Source organism: Brevundimonas sp. (assembly GCF_046295595.1).
Lineage (GTDB): Bacteria > Pseudomonadota > Alphaproteobacteria > Caulobacterales > Caulobacteraceae > Brevundimonas.
This window is the reverse complement of record NZ_JBKBMX010000006.1, coordinates 145,678-166,191: the sequence shown is the minus strand read 5'-3', so window position 1 is coordinate 166,191 and position 20,514 is coordinate 145,678. Positions and strand designations below refer to the sequence as shown.

Below are 20,514 nucleotides of genomic sequence, written 5' to 3'. Positions count from 1 at the left end.
TAGACCGCAAGCGATGTTGCCCATCCACGCCGTCCTCGATCCGCTGAAAGCCGCGCTCGCCGCGACGACCGCGGTCGTGCTCGCGGCGCCGCCGGGCGCGGGCAAGACCACGGTCGTGCCGCTGGCGCTGCTGGACCAGCCGTGGCTCGGCGACGGCAAGATCCTCGTGCTCGAACCGCGCCGGCTGGCGGCGCGGGCGGCGGCCGAGCGCATGGCCTCGACCCTCGGCGAGACGACCGGCGACACCGTCGGCTATCGCACCCGGCTTCAGAGCCGCATCGGCCCGGCGACCCGGATCGAGGTGATCACCGAGGGCGTCTTCACCCGGATGATTCTCGACGACCCGGCCCTCGAGGGCGTCGGGGCGGTGCTGTTCGACGAGTTCCACGAACGCAGTCTCGACGCCGACCTCGGCCTGGCGCTGGCGCGCGAGACCCAGGGCCTGCTGCGCGACGACCTGCGGATCGTCGTCATGTCGGCCACCCTCGACATCGCCGGCGTGGCCCGGCTGCTGCACGACGCCCCGGTGATCGAGGCCGAGGGCCGGATGTTCCCGGTCGAAACCCGCTGCCTCGGCCGCAACGCCGCCGAGCGCTTCGAGGACGCCATGGCCCGCGCCGTTCTGCAGGCGCTGGGCGAGGAGACCGGCTCGGTGCTGGCCTTCCTGCCCGGGCAGGGCGAGATCCATCGCGTCGCCCAGCGGCTGGCCGAGCGCCTGCGCGATCCCGCGGTCGACGTGGTTCCGCTGTACGGCGCCCTCGACAAGGCGGTGCAGGACCGCGCCATCGAACCGGCCGCCCCCGGCCGCCGCAAGGTGGTGCTGGCCACCTCGGTCGCCGAGACCAGCCTGACCATCGAGGGCGTCCGCGTCGTCATCGACGGCGGCCTGTCGCGCGTACCCCGCTTCGAGCCGTCCAGCGGCCTGACCCGCCTCGCCACGGTCCGCGTCAGCCGCTCCTCGGCCGAACAGAGGCGCGGCCGGGCCGGGCGCACCGAACCGGGCGTCTGCTATCGCCTGTGGGACGAGGAACAGACCCGCGGCCTTGTCCCGCACCAGCGCCCGGAAATCCTCGAGGCCGACCTGACCGCCTTCGCCCTCGACCTCGCCCGCTGGGGCGCCCGGACCACGGACGGCCTCGCCCTGCTGGACCAGCCGCCCGTCGGCGCCTTCGCCGAGGCCCGCAAGACGTTGCGCCGCCTCGATGCTCTCGACGATGCCGGCGGCCTGACCGACCACGGCCGTCGCCTGACCCGCATCCCGCTGCCGCCGCGTCTGGCCCATATGGTCGCCGTCGCCGCCGACGCGAGGGACGCCGCCCTCGGCGCCCGCATCGCCGCCGTCCTGTCCGAGCCGGGCCTCGGCGGCAACGATCCCGACCTGCGCGAGCGCCTGCGCGGCCTCGACCGCGACCGGTCTCAGCGCGCCCGCGACGCCGCCAAGCTGACCGACCGTTGGGCCCGCGCCGCCGGGGGCGGGCAGGGGGCCGAGGCCGACCCCGGCGCCCTGCTGGCCGAAGCCTTCCCCGAGCGCGTGGCCAGGGCCCGCGGCAAGCCTGGCGAATTCCTGCTGGCCTCCGGCCGCGGGGCCTTCCTCGACCCGACCGACCTGCTGGCGCGCGAGCCGTGGCTGGCGGTGGCCGAGCTGGGCGGCGGCGACTCCCGCGACCGCATCCGCCTCGCCGCGCCGCTCGATCCCGCCGCCCTCGAACACCGCCTCGAGATCGAGGACCGCCTGACCCGCGAGCCCTCCGGCCGGATGGTGTTGCGCCGCATCCGGCGCATCGGCGCCATCGTCGTCGACGAGAAGATCGTCGGCGCCCCGGACCGGGCCCAGATCACCGCCGCCCTGAAGACCGAGGTCCAGCGCGACGGCCTCAAGGCCCTGCGCTGGGGCGAGCGCGCCTCGGCCCTGCGCGCCCGGCTGACCTTCCTGCGCGCCCTCGACGCCGGCTGGCCCGACGTCTCGGACGAGGGCCTCCTGTCCGCGCGCGAGACCTGGCTGTGGCCGCTGCTCGACAGCGTCCAGTCGCTGGAGGCCATCCCCGACGCCGCCCTCGAACAGGGCCTGCGCGCCCTGATCCCGTGGGACCGTCAGCGCGCCCTCGACGACCTCGCCCCGCCCCGGCTGGAGACCCCGCTCGGTTCGGCCGCCATCGACTACGCCGCCGACGGCGGACCGCGCGTCGATATCCGCGTGCAGGAGCTGTTCGGCGTCACCGGCCATCCGACCGTCGGCGGCGGCCGCATCCCCCTGACCCTCGCCCTGCTGTCGCCGGCCCGCCGCCCGGTGCAGGTGACGAAAGACCTGCCCGGCTTCTGGTCCGGCAGCTGGGCCGCCGTCCGCGCCGACATGCGCGGCCGCTATCCCCGTCACCCGTGGCCCGAAGACCCGACGAAGGCCGAACCGACCACCCGCGCCAAGCCGCGCGGGACATGACCGCTACGAGGCGCTGTTCAGCAGCCGTCCATAGCTGTCGACGAGGCTGGAATAGGTCGGCACGAACATCACCGTCGCCCCGCCGCCGCTGGCCACCGGCGCCTTGATCTCGAAATGCAGGTGGATCGTCGTCGCGTTGCCGCCGAAGTCGTTGGACACCTTGCCCAGATGCTGCCCGCGCGTGACGTCGCGCGACGCCGGCGTCGGGAACAGGGCGTTCACCCCCGCCATGTCGAGATGCAGATAGCGGTAGATGCGCCCGGAATCGCCCAGCAGGGTGACGGTGTAGCTGCCGATCGAGGTGACCCGCCCGCTCTCGGCCGCCACCGCCCAGTGGACCTTTTTCTCGCAGGTGGCGGGGCGGATGTCCTGGCCCTGATGGCCCTTGCCGGCCGGGCACTGGCCGTTGACCCAGGACCGCGTCTCGCAGAAATTGTCACGCCACGGATAGGCGTAGTTGCGCGCGTCGCACTGCCCGCCCGGGCCCGGCGCCAGATAGCCGCCATAGCCATAGACCTGCGAGTTGGCCCAGGCTGGCGCCGCCTCCATGGGAAAGCGCATGCCCGCCGCCCACAGCGTCGCGTCGGTCGCCCCCGACCCCGAGCCCGGATACAGGGCCCCGCCCGGTTCGTGCGGCCATGAGACCGGCTCGGGTGCCGGCGGCGTCTCGGGCTCCGGCTCCGGCCCGTCCGGATCGCCGGGCAGGGGCTCTTCCACCGGGTTGGGATCGCCCGTCTCGGGCGTGTCCGTCTGCTGGCAACCGCCCGGCGCGCAGGCCGTCAGCGTCAGCAGCAGTCCCGCGACCGCCAGCCGCCTCACGCCCCACCTCCGCCGATCAGCTGCAGCCCGGCGGCGAAGGCGATGGCGTCGGCCTCGGTGCAGTCCGGCGCGCCCTCGCACAGGAAGCTGACATTATAGGCCGCCCCGAAGCGGCCGAAGGTGACGTCGACCCCGTATTCCGTCCGCTCGGTCCGCACATTGGTCAGGCCGCGGCTCCGCGCCAGCGCGAGCGCCCGCCCGGCCGCGTCGGGGATCTGCGCTACGGCGATGCGCGGCCCCCGCGCCGCCGTCGGGGGAGCCGCCCGCGCCGCCGTCGCCGGTGCGGCGGTCGCTGCCGGAGCGGTCTGCGGCCCCGTCGTCCCCAGCGGCGACTGGAAGGCCCTGGTCGTGCCGTAGATCTCGATGATCTGCTCGCCGCGCTGCACCGTCATCATATAGAAGCGGTCGCCGCCGTTGAACTCGGCCGAGCCCAGCAGCCCGACCTCGCCCGGCGCCAGCACCGGCACGGCCGAGGCGTTGACCTCCTGCATGAAGGTCGCGCTCTTGTTCTGCGCCAGCACCCCGCGCAGGCGCGCCGCCACGGGATCCTGCCGCGCCTGCGCCAGGGCCGCATTGTCGACCCGACTGCGGGTCAGGGCCACCTGGGTGGCGGCTGTCGGCGACGGCGCAGGTTGCTGCGAGGTGGCCATGCCCGCAAAGGCGGCAGCGGCGATCACGCCCCCGGCCAGGGCCCGGTTCCGGATGCTCATGTGAAGTCCCTCCCGAGCTTCACCATAGCGCCGTTATGCGAGACTGGCGAGCCCGCGCCCCGTCGCGCTTGCCTTTCATCCCCAACCCGCCTATAGGCCCGCCCACTTCACACGCAGGCGTGGCGCTGACGGGGAGACATCCCGTCCGCTCCAATCCGAGGGCCCAAGTCTTTTAGAAGATGGGGCCTTTACAGCGCCTGCGGCGGATCAATCGGATAAAGGACTACCCCTCATGGCTCTGCCTGAATTCTCCATGCGTTCGCTGCTCGAAGCCGGCGCCCACTTCGGCCACCAGACGCACCGGTGGAACCCGAAGATGGAGCGCTACATCTTCGGCTCGCGCTCGAACATCCACATCATCGACCTGTCGCAGTCGATCCCGCTGCTGCACCAGGCTCTCGTCGCCGTGCGCGAAGTCGCCGCCAAGGGCGGTCGCGTCCTGTTCGTCGGCACCAAGCGTCAGGCCGCCGAGCCCGTCGCCGAGGCCGCCCAGCGCTGCGCCCAGTATTACATGAACAACCGCTGGCTTGGCGGCACCCTGACCAACTGGCGCACCGTGTCGGGCTCGATCGCCCGCCTGCGCGAGCTGGAAGGCCTGCTGGAGACTGGCGGCGAAGGCCGGGTCAAGAAAGAGCTGCTGAACCTGCAGCGCGAGAAGGACAAGCTCGAGCTGTCGCTGGGCGGCATCAAGGACATGGGCGGCATTCCCGACATCATGTTCGTGATCGACACCAACAAGGAGGCCATCGCCATCCTTGAGGCCCGCAAGCTGAACATCCCGATCATCGCCATCCTCGACACCAACTCCGATCCGGACGGCATCACCTATCCGATCCCGGGCAACGACGACGCCGCCCGCGCCATCCAGACCTATTGCGACCTGATCGCCGACGCCGTCCTCGATGGCCTGGCCGCCGGCGCCGCCTCTTCGGGCGTGGACCTGGGCGCTTCGGAAAACCCGGACGAGCCGATGCTGCGCGAAGCCAAGGCCCCCAAGGCCAAGGTTGAAGACGCCGCCCCGGCCGGCACGGAAGCCGTCGCCGAGGAAATGATCGCCGCCGCCGAGCCGGCCGCTGCTGAACCGGCCGTGGCCGACGAAGCCGCCCAGGCCGCCACCTCGGACGCCAACGACGCCGTCGAAACCGAGAAGGCCGCGGTCTAAACAACCCCGACTTCCACGACGGCGAAACTGACATACGGCCGGGCTAAACGCCCGGCCGTTCCCGCATACGCATCCAAGGAGCTACCCAATGGCCGAGATCACCGCCGCCCTCGTCATGGAACTGCGCGCCAAGTCCGGCGTCGGCATGATGGACTGCAAGAAGGCCCTCCAGGAAACCGACGGCGACATCAACGCCGCGATCGACTGGCTGCGCGCCAAGGGCCTGTCCAAGGCCGCGAAGAAGGCCGACCGCGTCGCCGCCGAAGGCCTCGTCGCCGTCGCCTCGAAGGAAGTCGGAGCCGGTGAAGTCGGCGCCGCCATCGAGTTCAACGCCGAGACCGACTTCGTCGCCCGCAACGACCTGTTCCAGAGCGCCGCCAAGAAGTTCGCCGAACTGGGCCTCGAGCACGCCACCGTCGAAGGCCTGCACGGCGCCGAACTGGAAGCCGGCAAGTCGGTCCAGGACGAGGTCACCAACCTGATCGCCACCGTCGGCGAGAACATGCAGCTGCGCCGCGCCGCCCGCCTGTCGGTCGACGAGGGCGTCGTCGCCTCCTACGTGCACAACGCCGTCTCGCCGGGCCTCGGTCGCATCGGCGTGCTGGTCGCCCTGCACGGCGGCGGCGACAAGGACGCCCTGCGCGAACTGGGCCGCAAGATCGCCATGCACGTGGCCGCGACCGCTCCGCTGTCGCTGAACACGGACGATCTGGACCCTGCCGCGGTCGAGAAGGAACGCGAAGTTCTGACCGAAAAGGCCAAGGAAGAAGGCAAGCCGGAAGCCATGATCGCCAAGATCGTGGAAGGCCAGATCAACAAGTTCCAGAAGGACGTGGTGCTGACCAAGCAGCCGTTCGTCATGAACCCGGACGTGACCATCGAACAGCTGGTCGCTGACACGGGCAAGGAACTGGGCTTCCCCGGCCTGCACCTTGCCGGCTTCGTTCGCCTCGCCCTCGGCGAAGGCGTCGAAAAGGTCGAGGGCCCCGACTTCGCCGCCGAAGTCGCCTCGATGACCGGCGGCCAGTAAGGCTTTCATCCCGTTCAGGGACGAACAGAATGGGGGTCGGCGACTTGGGTCGCCGGCCCCTTTTTTTTGATGTGAGGACAGCGCCATGCCCGGGGATGATCTGGACCCTGACGAGGACGGCGGCGGCTATGACGTCGACGACTGGTCCCGGCTGAAGCCCTTCAACGCTGCGGTGGCCGCGCTCGAGGACGTTCAGGCGAAGCGCGCCGTCTTCGCTCTTGCCGAGACCGACGATCCCCGCACCATCGCCATGGACCTGCCCCAGCCGGTGATCTGGTGGGAGGCGGACGGCGAACAGGCCGCCGTCGCCGTCCAGGCCGAGAGCCATCTGGGCCCCGACGGCGAGGAGATGGAAGTCCTCGGCCTGATCCTGCCGGACGGCGGCGGCGCCGTGGCCCTGCTGGAAGACGTCGACCTGGTCGACGACACCGATCCGGTCTGGCGAGCGCTGGTCGCCGCGGCGGTCGACGGGGCGGACGCCGGGGACTGACGGATGTCCGCTCGCCCCGATGCATCGAGCTTTGCAGAACGCGCCGTCTTCGCGTCATATGCCCGCCTTTCGTGATTCAGGGGATCGTCCATGCGTCTTGCCGCCTTGCTGTCCGCCACCGCCCTCGCGCTCGCCATGCCCGTCTCCGCCCAAGAGGTCGATCGGGTCGCCATCAATCGCATCATCGATCAGGGCTTCAACCACAGCGAGGTGATGCAGACCGCCGCCCATATGACCGACCGGATCGGCGGCCGGCTGACCAATTCGCCGCAGATGCGCGAGACCGAGGCCTGGACGCAGCAGCGTTTCCGCGACTGGGGCCTGTCCAACGTCCGCGCCGATCCGTTCGAGTTCGGCCGCGGCTGGTCGATCGTCCGCTCCAGCGCGCGCATGACCGCGCCGCGCCCGATCGACCTGCGCGCCATCCCCGTCGCCTGGACGCCCGGGACCGACGGCGTGATCAGCGGACAGGTCGTCGTCGCGCCGATGACCAGCGCCGGCGACTTCGCCCGCTGGCGCGGCCAACTGAACGGCAAGATCGTCATGATCACCAAGCCGGACACCGGGTCCGAGCCGACCGAGGCGGCCTTCCGTCGCTGGACCGACGAAGAGCTGGCCGAGCGCAACGTCTATGTTCAGCCGACCCATGCCGAGCCCGCGCTCGACCGGCTGCGCGAAACCGACTTCGCCCTGCGGCTCGATGAGTTCCTCGCGGAGGAGGGGGCCCTGGCCTGGGTCCGGATGTCGTATCGCGACGGCGGCCTGCTGCACGGCGCCGGCTACACCCACCGCGTCGGGGCCACGCCGCGCCTGCCGGGCATGGAGCTGGCCGCCGAGGATTATCGCCGCCTCGCCCGGCTGGCGAAGGCCGACGCCACGCCCACCCTCGAACTGATGAGCGAGGTCCGCTTCCACGACGAGGACGTCAACGCCTACAACATCCTGGCCGACATTCCGGGTACGGATCGTTCGGGTGAATACGTCATGGCCGGGGCCCATTTCGACAGCTGGGTCGCCTCGGACGGCGCCGTCGACAACGCGGCCGGCACCGCCGTGGTGATGGAGGCCGCGCGCATCCTCAAGGCCCTCGGCGTCCGCCCCAAACGCACCATCCGCTTCGCCCTGTGGAACGGCGAGGAGCAGGGGCTGCACGGCTCGCTCGCCTATGTCGACAAATACCTCGCCACCCGCGCCCCGCTCGGCGACCCGGAGCTGGACACCCTGCCCAACAACCGCACCTGGCGGTCGCGCTGGCCGATCCAGCCGCGCGAGGGCCATGGCGACCTCGTCGCCTACTTCAACCTCGACAATGGCTCGGGCAAGATCCGCGGCATCAACGCCGAGGGCAATATCGCCGCCGCCCCGATCTTCGAGGAGTGGCTGGAGCCCTTCGCCAGCATGGGCGCCTCGACCGTCTCCCTGCGCACCGCCGGCGGCACCGACCACGTTTATCTGCAGACCGTCGGCGTGCCCGGCTTCCAGTTCATCCAGGACCCGCTCGACTACGGCAGCCGGCTGCACCACACCTCGATCGACAGCTACGACCACCTCAAGCCCGACGACCTGCGTCAGGCGGCGGTGATCCTCGCCAGCTTCCTGCTCAACGCCGCCAACAGCGACGAGCCCCTGCCGCGCATGCCGCTGCCGACCCGGCCGACAGCGAGCGATCCGTTCGCATACTGAAGTGGGGGGGCGAGCCGGCCCACCCGTCCCTCAGAACGTGAACGAGGTCAGGAGAACGACGCCCAGCTGTGATTCCTCCTTGTACCGGATCGCCGTTTCCCCGACCGGAAGCGCCTGGTCCGCTACAAGGCCATCGCCGAGCATCCGGGTGTCAGGATCTATGGCGAGCCCCAGCCCCACGTTGAAGCTGTCGCCTGTGTCGGGCCGACGGAAGCCGATCATGACGCCAAGAGCGGCGGCTTCAATGATCTCGTCGGTCCCGGGCTGAACAGCTACGAAGGGTCCAATGCCCCAGTCTCCTGCGGCGACATTGAGGAAGCTGTGGTCTGGCGTAAAGAAGAAGTGGCTCTCAAGCATGATCCGGGCCCGGGAATCATTCTCGTCCGTCACCCGGACGATGCCGTTGATGAGCTCGGCCTCCTCAACGCGTTCGTCATCTCCGAGGTCAAACGTAACCGAGAGGCCGACGCCCAGGTCCAGACCGGCGAATTCCCGCCGGTCCTCCGCTTTTTTCTCGGCGTTCTGCTGCTCTTGGGCTGCGGCGCTCCCTGCCAGTCCCATGAGAAGCGTGGCGATCATCGTAACCGAAAGGTGTTTCATTCGTCCCTCCACGACATAACGTTGATCGTGGACCAGTGAGTTGTCAACGCCAGCGTGTCGATGATCTATTGCTCCGGGCGCGAGCTCCCGAAAGCCGCCGGTCCGCGGGTTCGCCGGGCAGGCTGTCGCATCCGGTCCGCAAGCCGCACCTTCTCGGACGCCGTCCGACGAGCTAAGTCCCCTCCATGATCGGCAAACTGAACCACGTCGGCGTCGCCACCCCCTCGATCGAGGCCAGCGTCGCCGTGTACCGCGACCTGCTCGGCGCGACGAGGGCGCATGACCCGTTCGACCTGCCGGCCCAAGGCGTGCGGGTCTGTTTCATCGACCTGCCCAACGCCCAGATCGAGCTGATCGAGCCGCTCGGCGACGACAGCCCGATCCACGGCTTCCTCGCCAAAAACCCGAAGGGCGGCCAGCATCACGTCTGTTTCGAGGTCGAAGACATCCTCGCCGCCCGCGACGCCCTCAGGGCGAAGGGCGCGACCATCCTCGGCACGGGCGAGCCGCGCATCGGCGCCCACGGCACGCCGATCGTCTTCCTCCATCCCAAGGACATGGGCGGGGTGCTGGTCGAACTGATGGAAACGCCCAAAGACGGAGCCCACTGATGCCGATCGGTCCCTTCACCATGGTGGCGATCTACATCGTCTGCTGGTGGGTCGTCCTCTTCTCCATCCTGCCGCTGGGCATGAACCAGGCTGACCAGGAGCGACCGACCGACGGGGCCCAGTGGGGCGCCCCGGTCAAGCCGCGGCTCAAGCAGAAATTCATCACCACCAGTTGGGTCTCGCTGATCGTCTGGGCCCTGGTCATGGTGCTGGTCTTCACCGGCTGGATGCCGCTGCCCGACCTCGCCCCGCCGGCCGGGACCCCGGTCCGGTGACCGACCGCCTCTTCCTCGTCAATCCGGGCTGGACCGACGACCTCGGCGGCCCGTGGTACTGCCCGGCCGGCGCCGTGATCGAGGGCGTGCTGGCCTTCCACCCGGCGCTGACGCGCCAGCTCGACATCACCCGCCTCGACCACCCGCGCCCGCGCCAGCCGGTCATCGATCTGGTCGGCGAGGACCACCAGAGCTGCCCCATCCTCGTGCTCGACGGCGTCCTCGACTGGCCCGACGCTGAAACCAGCGCCGCCACCGGCCGCCGTTTCCTGCAGGACGAGACCATCATTCCGTATCTCGCCGCCCGCTACGGCATCAGCCGGCCGCATCCGTAGGGGAGGGGCTGGGGTGATTGGCGCGCCCCTGTTGGCGGAAGGGCGACACAGACCGCGCGGTCGCACAGTCAGCGGCCAACCACTAATCACTAGCCACTAGCCACTCGGCCTAGCTTTCGCCCTGCCCGAGCGGCTAAAGCGGTTGGCCCACCTCTGTCTCCGGATTCCGCCCATGCGCCTGTCGCGCTATTTCCTGCCCACGCTGAAAGAGGCGCCTTCCGACGCCCAGATCGTCTCGCACCAGCTGATGCTGCGCGCCGGCCTGATCAAGCAGGAGGCCGCCGGCATCTACGCCTGGCTGCCGCTGGGCCTGCGGGTGCTGCGCAAGATCGAGCAGATCGTGCGCGAGGAACAGGTCCGGGCCGGGGCCGTCGAACTGCTGATGCCCACCCTCCAGCTCGCCGACCTGTGGCGCGAGTCCGGCCGCTACGACGCCTATGGCCCCGAGATGCTGCGCATCACCGACCGGCACGAGCGCGAGCTGCTGTACGGCCCGACCAACGAGGAGATGATCACCGACATCTTCCGCGGCTATGTGAAGAGCTACAAGGCCCTGCCGCTCAACCTCTTCCACATCCAGTGGAAATTCCGCGACGAGCGGCGCCCGCGCTTCGGCGTCATGCGTGGCCGCGAATTCCTGATGAAGGACGCCTACAGCTTCGACATCGACGAGGCCGCCGCGCGCAAATCCTACAACCGCATGTTCGTCGCCTATCTCAACACCTTCGCCCGCATGGGTCTGAAGGCCGTGCCGATGCGCGCCGACACCGGCCCGATCGGCGGCGATCTGAGCCATGAGTTCATCGTCCTGGCCGATACGGGCGAGAGCGCCGTCTTCTGCGACCGCAAGCTGGTCGAGATGCCGGTCCCCGGCGGCGACGTGGACTGGGACGACCTGCAATCAATCGTTGATCAGCGAACCGCGCTTTACGCCGCGACGGAGGAAATGCACGACGCCGCCCGCTTCGAGAGCGAGACGGCCGAGGGCGACCGCCTGTCGGCCCGCGGCATCGAGGTCGGCCACATCTTCTATTTCGGCACCAAATATTCCGCCCCGATGAAGGCGAAGGTCGCCGGTCCCGACGGCAAGGACGCCGAGGTCCACATGGGCTCCTACGGCGTCGGCGTGTCGCGTCTGCTGGGCGCCATCATCGAGGCTGGCCACGATGAGGCCGGCATCATCTGGCCCGACGCCGTGGCCCCGTTCGACGTCGTCGTCATCAATCTGCGCGTCGGCGACGAGGCCGTCTGCGCCGCCTGCGAGGACGCCGTCGCCAAACTCGAGGCGGCCGGCAGGGACGTCCTCTACGACGACACCGACGAACGGCCCGGCGGCAAATTCGCCACCGCCGACCTGATCGGCATTCCGTGGCAGCTGACCATCGGACCCAAGGGCCTCGCCGACGGCGTCGTCGAGCTCAAGCGCCGCGCCACCGGTGAAAAGGTCTCGGTCCCGCTCGACGAGGCGATGGCGAGGCTGACCGCATGACCGACGCGACCGCGACGGCCAAGCCCGTCAAACCCGCCGGCCCCTTCTCCGCCTGGGAGTTCGGCCTCGCCCTGCGCTATCTGCGGGCCCGGCGGCGCGAGGGCGGCATCGCCCTGATCGCCATCATCTCCTATGTCGCCATCGCCCTGGCGGTCATGGCCCTGATCGTCGTCATGAGCATCATGGCCGGCTTCAGGAACGAGCTGCTCGACCGCATGCTGTCGTTCAACGGCCATATGTACGTCCAGGGCCAGGTGCTCAACGATCCGTCCCGCGACGCCACGGTGGCGCGCATCGCCCGCGTCCCCGGCGTCGCCAGCGTCACCCCCCTGGTCGAGAGCCAGAGCATCGTCCGCGCCGCCGGCGTCACCACCGGGGCCATGGTCCGCGGCATCCGTCCGCAAGACCTCGGCTCCATGGCCTATGTCTCCGGCAGCCTGACGGCGGAGGCGCGCCGCAGCTTCGGCCAGGGCGCCTACGGCGGCGATAACATCCTGATCGGCAAGGCTCTCGCCGAGGGCATGGGCCTGCGCATCGGCGATCCCATCACCCTCTATTCCCCGACCGGCGCCGACAGCGCCCTGGGCAATCTGGGCGGGCTGGAGAAGACCTATCGCGTCGGCGGCCTGTTCACCTCGGGCGCCGTCGACTTCGACCGCGCCTACATCTTCATGCCGCTGGAGCAGGCCCAGCTGTTCTTCGCCAAGGAAGGCGTCTGGGACGTCATCGAGCTCAAGGTCGACGAGCCCGACCGCGTCGAGACCCTGCTGGCTCCGGTCCGCGAGGCGGCCGGCCCCGGTGCCATCGTCAGCGACTGGCGCGACCGCATGGCCGCCTTCTGGGGCGCGCTCAAGGTCGAGCGGGTGGCCATGAGCATCATCCTCGGCCTCGTCGTCGCCATCGCCGCACTGAACATCATCTCCGGCATCGTCATGCTGGTGAAGAACAAGACCCGCGACATCGCCATCCTGCGCACCGTCGGGGCCAGCCAGGCGTCGATGCTGCGCGTCTTCTTCATCTCCGGCGCCACCATCGGCATCGCCGGCACGATCACCGGTCTCGTTCTCGGCCTGCTGTTCTGCCTCAACATCGGCGCCATCCAGGATTTCCTCGAATGGGTGTTCCAGACCTCCCTCTTCCCGGGAGACGTCTACATGCTCGACTCCATCCCGGCCGAGGTCGATCCGATGGACGTCGTCTGGGTCACCCTGTGGTCGGTCTTCATGTCCTGCGTCGCCAGCCTGCTGCCGTCGTGGCGCGCCGCCAAAATGGATCCCGTGGAGGCCCTCCGCTATGAGTAGCGCCATCCCCGTTCTCTCCGTCCGCGGCGTGACCCGCACCTATGACACTGCCACCGGCGGCCTGACCGTGCTCAAGGGCGTCGACCTCGACGTCATGCCGGGCGAGGTGGTCGGCCTGATCGGCCCGTCCGGCTCCGGCAAGTCCAGCCTGCTGCACGCTGCCGGCCTGCTGGAGCGGCCGACCTCCGGCGAAGTCCGCATCGACGGCCAGGACGTCGGCGGCCTGCCCGAGCGCGCCCGCACCCACATCCGCCTCGCCAGCATCGGCTTCGTCTACCAGTTCCACCACCTGCTGGCCGAGTTCGACGCCCGCGACAACGTCGCCCTGCCGCTGCGCATCGCCGGGGTGAACCAGACCGACGCCCGCGCCCGCGCCGCCGAAGTGCTCACCGCCCTCGGCCTCGGCGAACGCCTGACCCACCAGCCGGCCCAGCTGTCGGGCGGCGAGCAACAGCGCGTCGCCGTCGCCCGCGCCCTCGCCAACCGGCCGCGCCTGCTGCTGGCCGACGAGCCCACAGGCAACCTCGACCCCGCCACCAGCCACACGGTGTTCGAGGCCCTGCACCGCCTCGTCAAGGACACCGGCGTCGCCGCCCTGATCGCCACCCACAACATGGAGCTGGCCGGTCACATGGACCGCGTCTTCGCCCTCAAGGACGGCCATCTGGAAGAGCGCCCGGCCGAGAGCCACGCCTACTGATGCGTCGGGCGTTGACGAGCATGGCGTTCGGCGTCGCGCTCGTCGGCTGCGCCGACCCCGACCCCCACGACCCCGACGTCCTGGCGGGGCAGAGGCTCGAGGTCGGGGATCAGCGCCTGATCGGCTATAGTCCCCTCGTCATGGACGGCCCGTTATACGGCGTCGTGGGCGTCCAGTGCGAACCGCTCGGGTTTCCTGTCCAAATTCTGGAAGCGGACCGGGACCCGGCGACCGCGGGGCGCGAACTGGCGTTCGCTTCGAGGTTCAACCGGGCCATGATCGCCCAGCCCTACTACACCGCCGCCGAATGCATACCGTTCGGGCCGGCGGAGGGAGAGGGATTGGGGCTGGGCTCGGCGACAGAGGATGGCCTCGGAGGATCTGCGCCGTTGCCGAAGACGGAAACCTTCGAACAAATCTTCGGCTTTCCAGCGCCCTGACCGCTGCGGCTTTGACGAATCGGGCGCCGCTGATACGCGGGATTCATGCTGATCCTGATCATGAAGGGGCAGTCCCAGTACGAGGGCACCCGCACGTTCGCCGATCTGGCGGCGGACGCCATGCGGCGCGCCGGGCATGAGGTCGTGGTCGACGACCTGACCGTGGCGGCCGACCTGCGGGAGCGGATCGAGGAGCTGGCGCGTCAATATCGGCCCGATCTCGTCTTCACCATCAACATCCTCGGCGAGTTCCGCTCGGAACAACGCACACTCGCCGGCCTGTTTCGCGCCCCCCACGTGCTGTGGCACACCGACTATGTCTTCAACCATACGGAGCGGCTGGTGCGGACGGCGGCCGAGACGGCCCTGCTGATGGTCGATCCTACCCAGATCGAGGGGGTCCACAGCGTCTTCGGCGCCGCGCGCCATCCCAACATCACCTTCTTCCCCCACCCGGCCGCCTGCGAGCCCGCGCCGGACGACGCGGACCTCGACGCCTATGCGGCGCGGCCCATTCCGCTGCTCTGGTCAGGCACCTGCCACCGGCCCGACATCCCGTGGAAGCAATCGCCGCGCAAGGTCCAGAAGCTGTTCGAAACGGCGCTCGACCACGCGCTCAATGTCGAATGGGCCCCGCCGCACGAGATCCTTGATCGCGTGCTGGCCGACGCCGGCATCGATCTGTCGGATCCCGCCAACGCCGGCTCCCGCACGGCCTGCCGGCACATCGACACGGTCGTGCGGACCACGCGACGCTTCGCCTTCGTCAAGGCCCTGGCCAAGACCGGCCTGCCGGTGACCATCTGCGGCGACAACTGGAAGGACCAGCTGTACCGCTTCAAGAACGTCACATATCTCGGACCCCAGCCCATGCCCAAGGTGGTGGAGCTGATGCGCCAGAGCCGGGTGGTCCTCAACAACAACGGCAATTTCGGCGGCGGCTCGCACGAGCGGCCCTTCACCATCCTGCTGTCCGGCGCGCTGCCCTTCACCGACACCAGCCGCTACTACGAGCGGGTGTTCGAGGATGGCGAGGACATCGCCATGTTCCGCTGGATGGATTTGCCGGCCGGTCTCGACCGTCTGCGGCGCCTGATCGACCATCCCGAGGAGGCCTATCCGATGGTCCAGCGGGGCAAGGCCAAGGCCCTGCGCGACCACACCTGGGACGCCCGTCTTCCGATCATCTTCGCCGCGGCCGAGGCCTGCCCGGCGCCCTAGCCGGATCTGCCCGGCGGAGGGTCGGCTCAGGCCAACAGGGCCTGCATTCCGCCCTCCGACGAGAGAACCCTATTTCTTGCCCGGAACCTGGGTGAACGGCGAGGTTCCGACCGACACCGCCGGCTTGGCCTTTTCGGCCTTCGGCTTGCGGACTTCCTTGTTGCTCTTCACTTGACCCTTGGCCATGACAGTCATCCCGCGTCGCGGCCCGCCGGAAGGGCGGGGGATCGGCGGCGCGAGGTCATCCTACAGCGCTCCGCGCCCCTCGTCCGCTCAAACTGTCGCGAACCGCTCAGGTCACCGCCGCCTGGCCCCACACCCGACGCAAGCTCTCGGTGCGGCGGCAGCCGACGCGGTAAGCTTCGTACCGACCCGGATTCCGCTCCGCATAGTCCTGATGCTCGGCCCCGGCGGGCCAGAAGCGGGACGCGGCCCGCACCGGCGTGACGAAGCGCCGGCCCAGCGCCGCCTCGGCCGCCGAGCGCGAGGCGTTGGCCGCCTCCGCCTGGCCGGCGGTGGCGAACACGGCGGTCCGGTACGACGGGCCCTGGTCGCAGAACACCCCGTTCGGATCGGTCGGATCGATGGTGCGCCAGAAGCGGTCGACCAGGGCGCGATAGCTGACTACCTGCGGGTCGAAGGTCACCCGCACCGCCTCGCGGTGGCCGGTGCGGCCGCGCACCACGTCCATATAGTCAGGATTGGCCTCGGTCCCGCCGGCGAAGCCGGAAACGACGGAGCTGACGCCGCGCACGTTTTCGAACGCCTTCTCGGACGACCAGAAACAGCCGCCGGCGAACACCGCCGTCTGGCTCCCGGGCGGAGGCGGTGGTTCGGCCGGCGCGGGCGGCGCCGGCGAACAGGCGGCCAGCAGGGCGACGAGGGCGAGCAGGGGGCGGGGCATGGGACGGCTCCGGCGGACGGCGAGAAAGGGCCTCCTCGCACATAGGCGCCGCCTTCTACGCCCGCATCCCCTTGGCGGATCATCGCGGGGCCCCTTGACTGGAACGAACAAGGAACATAGAACATTACCGGAACACGCTTCACCGGGAGGACGATCATGGCGCGTTGGGTTCGGGATACTTTGTCGCTGGCGTCGTGCAGCGGTTTCGTCTGGGTCATGTGGCAGGCGGCGCTGCTGACCACGGCGGCCTGAGGGGTGTTCGACCAAGGGCCTGATCCGGACGGTCCGGACGGTGTGGACTATCTGGACGGTGTTTTTCGGGTTTTACCCGGGTAAAACCGTTCGGCGCTGGACGAGGCCGGACCGGCGGCTATCCACAGACGGCCCCCGTTACCGTCGCCCTCCGGGCCGCTTTCCGGTGTCCCGGTCGCCCGCGATGTGAGACTCGGTCCAGAACAAGCGCTCACGCATCGGCGAAGGAACAGGATCCGGTTTGACCGACACGCTGAACAGCCAGGGCTTCATCCACCTGCGGGTCCGCTCGGCCTATTCGCTGCTGGAAGGCGCGATCAAGGCCGGCAAGGTCCCGCTGCTGGCCGCCGACGCCGGCATGCCGGCGGTGGGTGTCGCGGACCGGGCCAATCTGTTCGGGGCGCTGGAGTTCAGCGAGGCGGCGAAAGGGGCGGGGGTCCAGCCGCTGATCGCCTGCGCCCTGCCGGTCACCGGCATCGGCGGCAAGATCAACGAGCGTTGGGCCAGGGTCCCGACCGTGGTCGTGCTGGTCCAGAACCAGGCCGGCTGGCTCAACCTGTCGGCCCTGTCGTCCTCGGCCTTCCTCGACGCCGGTTCGATGGATGAGCCCAGCGTGCCCTGGACCATGGTGGCCGAACGCTCCGAGGGCCTGATCCTGCTCTCGGGCGGCCCCGACGGCCCGGTCGACCCCCTGTTCGTCCAGGGCAAGCCGGCCGAGGCCGCCGCCGCCCTCGAAGAGATGCGCGCAGCCTTCGGCGACCGCTTCTACGTCGAGCTCCAGCGCCACGGCCTCGCCTCGGAACAGCAGGCCGAGCGCGGCCTCGTCGACTGGGCCTATGCCCACGACACGCCGCTGGTCGCCACCAACGACGTCCACTACGCCCGCGCCGCCCAGGCCAAGAGCCACGACGCCCTGCTGTGCATCGCCGACGGGGCCTTCACCGGTCAGGAGGACCGCCGCCGCATCACCGGCGAGCACTGGTTCAAGACCGCTCCGGCCATGCGCCAGCTGTTCGCCGACCTGCCCGAGGCCTGCGACGCCACCCTCGACATCGCCCGCCGGTGCGCCTTCCTCGCCCCGACCCGCGCGCCCATCCTGCCGCGCTTCGACGCCGGCGCCGGTCGCTCCGAGCCCGACGAGCTGATGCATCAGGCCCGCGAGGGACTGAAGGAGCGGCTGCGCGCCGTCACCCCCGCCGCGCCCGAGGAAGAGTACTGGACCCGCCTTGAATGGGAGGTCGGCATCATCCAGCAGATGGGCTTCCCCGGCTATTTCCTGATCGTGTCGGACTTCATCAAATGGGCCAAGACCCACGGCATCCCCGTGGGTCCGGGGCGCGGCTCCGGGGCCGGCTCGCTGGTCGCCTGGGCCCTGACCATCACCGATCTCGACCCGTTGCGCTTCGGCCTGCTGTTCGAGCGCTTCCTCAATCCGGAACGGGTCTCCATGCCCGACTTCGACATCGACTTCTGCCAGGAGCGGCGGGAAGAGGTGATCGACTATGTCCAGGACCGCTACGGCAAGGACCGGGTGGCCCAGATCATCACCTTCGGCACCCTGCAGGCGCGGGCCGTGCTGCGCGACGTCGGCCGGGTGCTGCAGATGCCGCTCGGCCAGGTCGACCGCCTCGCCAAGATGGTGCCGGCCAACCCCGCCAACCCCGTCACTCTCGCCCAGGCCATCGAGCTGGAGCCGCGGCTGAAGGAGGCGCGGGACAGCGACGCCAATGTCGCCGCCCTGCTGGAGACGGCGCTGGAGCTGGAGGGGCTGTACCGCAACGCCTCGACCCACGCCGCCGGCATCGTCATCGGCGACCGCCCGCTGATCGAGCTGGCGCCCCTCTACCAGGACCCGCGCTCGACCATTCCGGCCAGCCAGTTCAACATGAAATGGGTCGAGGCCGCCGGCCTGGTCAAGTTCGACTTCCTCGGCCTCAAGACCCTGACGGTGCTGGACCGCGCCCGCCAGTATCTGGAGCGCCGCGGCGTCGCCCCCGACTGGAACGGCCTGCCGCTCGACGACGCCCGCACCTATGAACTGATGGCCTCGGGTCAGACTGTCGGCGTGTTCCAGCTGGAATCCCAGGGCATGCGCGACACCCTGCGCAAGATGCGCTGCGGCTCGATCGAGGAGATCACCGCCCTGATCTCCCTCTACCGCCCCGGGCCGATGGAGATGATCGACACCTATATCGATCGCAAATTCGGCCGCCAGGAGGTCGACTACCTCCACCCCTCGCTGACCGAGGTGCTGACCGAGACCTATGGCGTCATCATCTACCAGGAGCAGGTGATGAAGATCGCCCAGGTCCTGGCCGGCTACAGCCTCGGCGAGGCCGATCTTCTTCGCCGCGCCATGGGTAAGAAGAAGAAGGAGGAGATGGATTTCCAGCGGGCGCGCTTCATCAAGGGCGCCTCGGAAAAGGGCGTGTCGGAAGAACAGTCCGGCGGCATCTTCGATCTGGTGGCCAAATTCGCCGGCTACGGCTTCAACAAGTCGCACGCCGCCGCCTATGCCCTGATCTCCTTCCAGACCGGCTGGCTTAAGGCCAACCACCCCGTCGAATTCATGGCCGCGTCGATGTCGCTGGATCTCAGCAATACCGACAAACTGGCTGTCTTCTATCAGGATTGTCGCCGCTTCGAGGTGCCGATCAAGTCGCCCGACGTGAACCGCTCCTCGGCCGATTTCGATGTGGCGTATGACGACGGCGTCGGGGCCGTCCTCTACGCCCTCGGCGCCATCCGCAACGTCGGCCTCGAGGCGATGAAACATCTCGTCGAGGTGCGTGAGACCGGCGGCCGGTTCACCGACATCTTCGACTTTCTCGAACGCGTCGATCCGCGCAGCGTCAACAAGCGGGCGCTTGAGAACCTCGCCCGCGCCGGCGCCTTCGACAGCTTCCACACCAACCGCCGCCAGCTGGTCGAACAGGCCGACACCCTGATGGCCTATTGCCAGAGCGTCGCCGCCGAGCGCGCCTCTTCCCAGGTGAGCCTGTTCGGCGGCGATCAGGTCGGCGCCGGCCGGCCGCGCCTGCGCCCGGTCGAGCCGTGGGTCGGGCCCGAGAAGCTGGATCAGGAACTGGCCGCGGTGGGCTTCTACCTGTCCGGCCACCCCCTGGAGGACATGGCCCCGGCGCTGAAGCGCAAGCGCGTCACCTTTGTCGCCGAGGCCACCGCCCTGGCCGAGAGCGGCCACGAGGCCTTCCTGATGGCCGGGGTCGTCCGCCGCCGTCAGGAGCGGGCCAGCGCCCGCACCGGCGAGAAGTTCGCCTTCGTCACCTTCTCCGACCCGACCGGCGAGTTCGAATGCCTGTTCCCGCCCGAACAGCTGCGCAAATGCCGCGAGGTGCTGGAGGTCGGGGCCTCGATCATGGTCCGCGTCCGCGCCAAGTCGGCCGACGGCGAGGTCCGCTTCTTCGGCGATGACGCCAGCCGGCTCGACACGCTGATCGACGATGGCCAGATGGGCCTGCGCATCCACGTCTCGTCCAAATCCGCCGATCCGGAGGCGCTCAAGGCCCGGCTCGACCGCGCCCGGGCCGAAGGCAAGGGCGGGGAGGTCTCGCTGGTCGCCTCGCTCGACGGCCGCCGCGAGGTCGAACTGAAACTGCCGGGCCGCTACCGGCTGGACGGCGCCCTGCGCGGCGCGCTCAAATCCGCCCCGGGGGTGGTTCTATTGGAGGATGCGTGATGACCGAGGTGAAGACCCATCAGGGCTCCTGCCATTGCGGCGCGGTGGCGTTTGAAGTCGACATGGGTCTCGACGGCCTCATCGAGTGCAACTGCTCCCACTGCTACCGCAAGGGCTTCGTCCTCGGCTTCGTGGGGCCCGACGCCTTTCGCCTGACGGCCGACGGCCCGCAGACCGAATACCTGTTCAACAAGGAGCACATCCGGCACCGCTTCTGCGACACGTGCGGCGTCCAGACCTTTGCGCGGGGCACGGGGCCTGACGGGACCGAGATGGTGGCGATCAATGTCCGCGCCCTGACCGACATCGAGCCCTTCGGCTGGACCGCCCAGCGCGTTGATGGGGCCAGCTACTAGGC

Annotated in this window: 20 protein-coding genes; 15 read left to right on the top strand and 5 right to left on the bottom strand. The window is 69.5% G+C overall.

All coding sequences use genetic code 11. The features are described from left to right. Positions 1–13 precede the first annotated feature (13 nt). Positions 14–2,437, top strand: coding sequence for an ATP-dependent helicase HrpB (gene hrpB / locus ACK4JY_RS06535; protein ID WP_409603958.1), 2,424 nt, complete (start codon positions 14–16; stop codon positions 2,435–2,437). A 3-nt stretch (positions 2,438–2,440) separates the two neighbouring features. Here the strand turns inward: hrpB and ACK4JY_RS06530 are convergent, their stop codons facing one another. Both ACK4JY_RS06530 and ACK4JY_RS06525 read right to left on the bottom strand, forming a co-directional pair. Next, positions 2,441–3,256: a M23 family metallopeptidase gene (locus ACK4JY_RS06530; protein WP_409603956.1), complete on the bottom strand. Its 816-nt coding sequence runs from the start codon at positions 3,254–3,256 to the stop codon at positions 2,441–2,443. After that, positions 3,253–3,966 (bottom strand): hypothetical protein, encoded by a 714-nt coding sequence (locus tag ACK4JY_RS06525; protein WP_409603954.1) that lies wholly within the window; start codon positions 3,964–3,966, stop codon positions 3,253–3,255. The genes ACK4JY_RS06530 and ACK4JY_RS06525 overlap by 4 nt, the downstream gene beginning before the upstream one ends. A 232-nt stretch (positions 3,967–4,198) precedes the next feature. Between ACK4JY_RS06525 and rpsB the strand changes: the two genes are divergently transcribed. The 4 genes from rpsB (at position 4,199) to ACK4JY_RS06505 (ending at position 8,331) form a co-directional block, all read left to right on the top strand. Then, on the top strand, positions 4,199–5,128 hold the full coding sequence (gene rpsB / locus ACK4JY_RS06520; RefSeq protein ID WP_409603952.1) for a 30S ribosomal protein S2: 930 nt from the start codon (positions 4,199–4,201) through the stop codon (positions 5,126–5,128). An 88-nt stretch (positions 5,129–5,216) separates the two neighbouring features. Next, positions 5,217–6,158, top strand: a complete 942-nt coding sequence (tsf, locus tag ACK4JY_RS06515) for a translation elongation factor Ts (protein ID WP_409603950.1) — start codon at positions 5,217–5,219, stop codon at positions 6,156–6,158. A gap of 85 nt (positions 6,159–6,243) precedes the next feature. Further along, on the top strand, positions 6,244–6,648 hold the full coding sequence (locus ACK4JY_RS06510) for a hypothetical protein (protein ID WP_409603949.1): 405 nt from the start codon (positions 6,244–6,246) through the stop codon (positions 6,646–6,648). 90 nt (positions 6,649–6,738) lie between these two features. Beyond that, a complete protein-coding gene (locus ACK4JY_RS06505; RefSeq protein ID WP_409603947.1) occupies positions 6,739–8,331 on the top strand; it encodes a M20/M25/M40 family metallo-hydrolase in 1,593 nt (530 codons plus the stop codon). Between the two features lie 30 nt (positions 8,332–8,361). Here the strand turns inward: ACK4JY_RS06505 and ACK4JY_RS06500 are convergent, their stop codons facing one another. Continuing rightward, positions 8,362–8,931 (bottom strand): hypothetical protein, encoded by a 570-nt coding sequence (locus ACK4JY_RS06500; RefSeq protein WP_409603945.1) that lies wholly within the window; start codon positions 8,929–8,931, stop codon positions 8,362–8,364. Between the two features lie 185 nt (positions 8,932–9,116). Between ACK4JY_RS06500 and mce the strand changes: the two genes are divergently transcribed. The 8 genes from mce (at position 9,117) to ACK4JY_RS06460 (ending at position 15,303) form a co-directional block, all read left to right on the top strand. Further along, positions 9,117–9,542, top strand: a complete 426-nt coding sequence (mce, locus tag ACK4JY_RS06495; protein ID WP_409603943.1) for a methylmalonyl-CoA epimerase — start codon at positions 9,117–9,119, stop codon at positions 9,540–9,542. Further along, complete coding sequence (locus tag ACK4JY_RS06490) at positions 9,542–9,817, top strand: DUF1467 family protein (protein ID WP_409603941.1); 276 nt, start codon at positions 9,542–9,544, stop codon at positions 9,815–9,817. The genes mce and ACK4JY_RS06490 overlap by 1 nt, the downstream gene beginning before the upstream one ends. Next, positions 9,814–10,152, top strand: coding sequence for a DUF3088 family protein (locus ACK4JY_RS06485; RefSeq protein WP_409603939.1), 339 nt, complete (start codon positions 9,814–9,816; stop codon positions 10,150–10,152). The genes ACK4JY_RS06490 and ACK4JY_RS06485 overlap by 4 nt, the downstream gene beginning before the upstream one ends. 172 nt (positions 10,153–10,324) lie before the next feature. Further along, positions 10,325–11,641, top strand: a complete 1,317-nt coding sequence (proS, locus tag ACK4JY_RS06480; protein WP_409603937.1) for a proline--tRNA ligase — start codon at positions 10,325–10,327, stop codon at positions 11,639–11,641. Continuing rightward, the gene (locus ACK4JY_RS06475) at positions 11,638–12,942 is read left to right on the top strand and encodes a lipoprotein-releasing ABC transporter permease subunit (RefSeq protein ID WP_409603936.1); all 1,305 of its coding nucleotides are present in this window, start codon (positions 11,638–11,640) and stop codon (positions 12,940–12,942) included. The genes proS and ACK4JY_RS06475 overlap by 4 nt, the downstream gene beginning before the upstream one ends. Continuing rightward, a complete protein-coding gene (locus ACK4JY_RS06470) occupies positions 12,935–13,642 on the top strand; it encodes an ABC transporter ATP-binding protein (protein ID WP_409603934.1) in 708 nt (235 codons plus the stop codon). Before ACK4JY_RS06475 ends, ACK4JY_RS06470 begins: the two co-directional genes overlap by 8 nt. Positions 13,643–13,662: 20 nt before the next feature. Then, positions 13,663–14,082, top strand: coding sequence for a hypothetical protein (locus tag ACK4JY_RS06465; RefSeq protein WP_409603932.1), 420 nt, complete (start codon positions 13,663–13,665; stop codon positions 14,080–14,082). A 45-nt stretch (positions 14,083–14,127) separates the two neighbouring features. Further along, on the top strand, positions 14,128–15,303 hold the full coding sequence (locus ACK4JY_RS06460; protein WP_409603930.1) for a glycosyltransferase: 1,176 nt from the start codon (positions 14,128–14,130) through the stop codon (positions 15,301–15,303). A gap of 69 nt (positions 15,304–15,372) precedes the next feature. Here the strand turns inward: ACK4JY_RS06460 and ACK4JY_RS06455 are convergent, their stop codons facing one another. Next, positions 15,373–15,489, bottom strand: a complete 117-nt coding sequence (locus ACK4JY_RS06455) for a hypothetical protein (RefSeq protein WP_409603928.1) — start codon at positions 15,487–15,489, stop codon at positions 15,373–15,375. A gap of 106 nt (positions 15,490–15,595) precedes the next feature. Then, on the bottom strand, positions 15,596–16,207 hold the full coding sequence (gene msrA / locus ACK4JY_RS06450) for a peptide-methionine (S)-S-oxide reductase MsrA (protein ID WP_409603927.1): 612 nt from the start codon (positions 16,205–16,207) through the stop codon (positions 15,596–15,598). Between the two features lie 493 nt (positions 16,208–16,700). Here msrA and dnaE point away from each other — a divergent pair, with 493 nt between their 5' ends. Then, positions 16,701–20,156 carry a DNA polymerase III subunit alpha gene (gene dnaE, locus ACK4JY_RS06445; protein WP_409603925.1) on the top strand — a complete coding sequence of 1,152 codons (3,456 nt, stop codon included), beginning with the start codon at positions 16,701–16,703 and terminating at the stop codon, positions 20,154–20,156. Beyond that, entirely contained in the window at positions 20,156–20,512 is a 357-nt protein-coding gene (locus ACK4JY_RS06440) for a GFA family protein (protein ID WP_409603923.1), read from the top strand. The genes dnaE and ACK4JY_RS06440 overlap by 1 nt, the downstream gene beginning before the upstream one ends. Positions 20,513–20,514 lie beyond the last annotated feature (2 nt).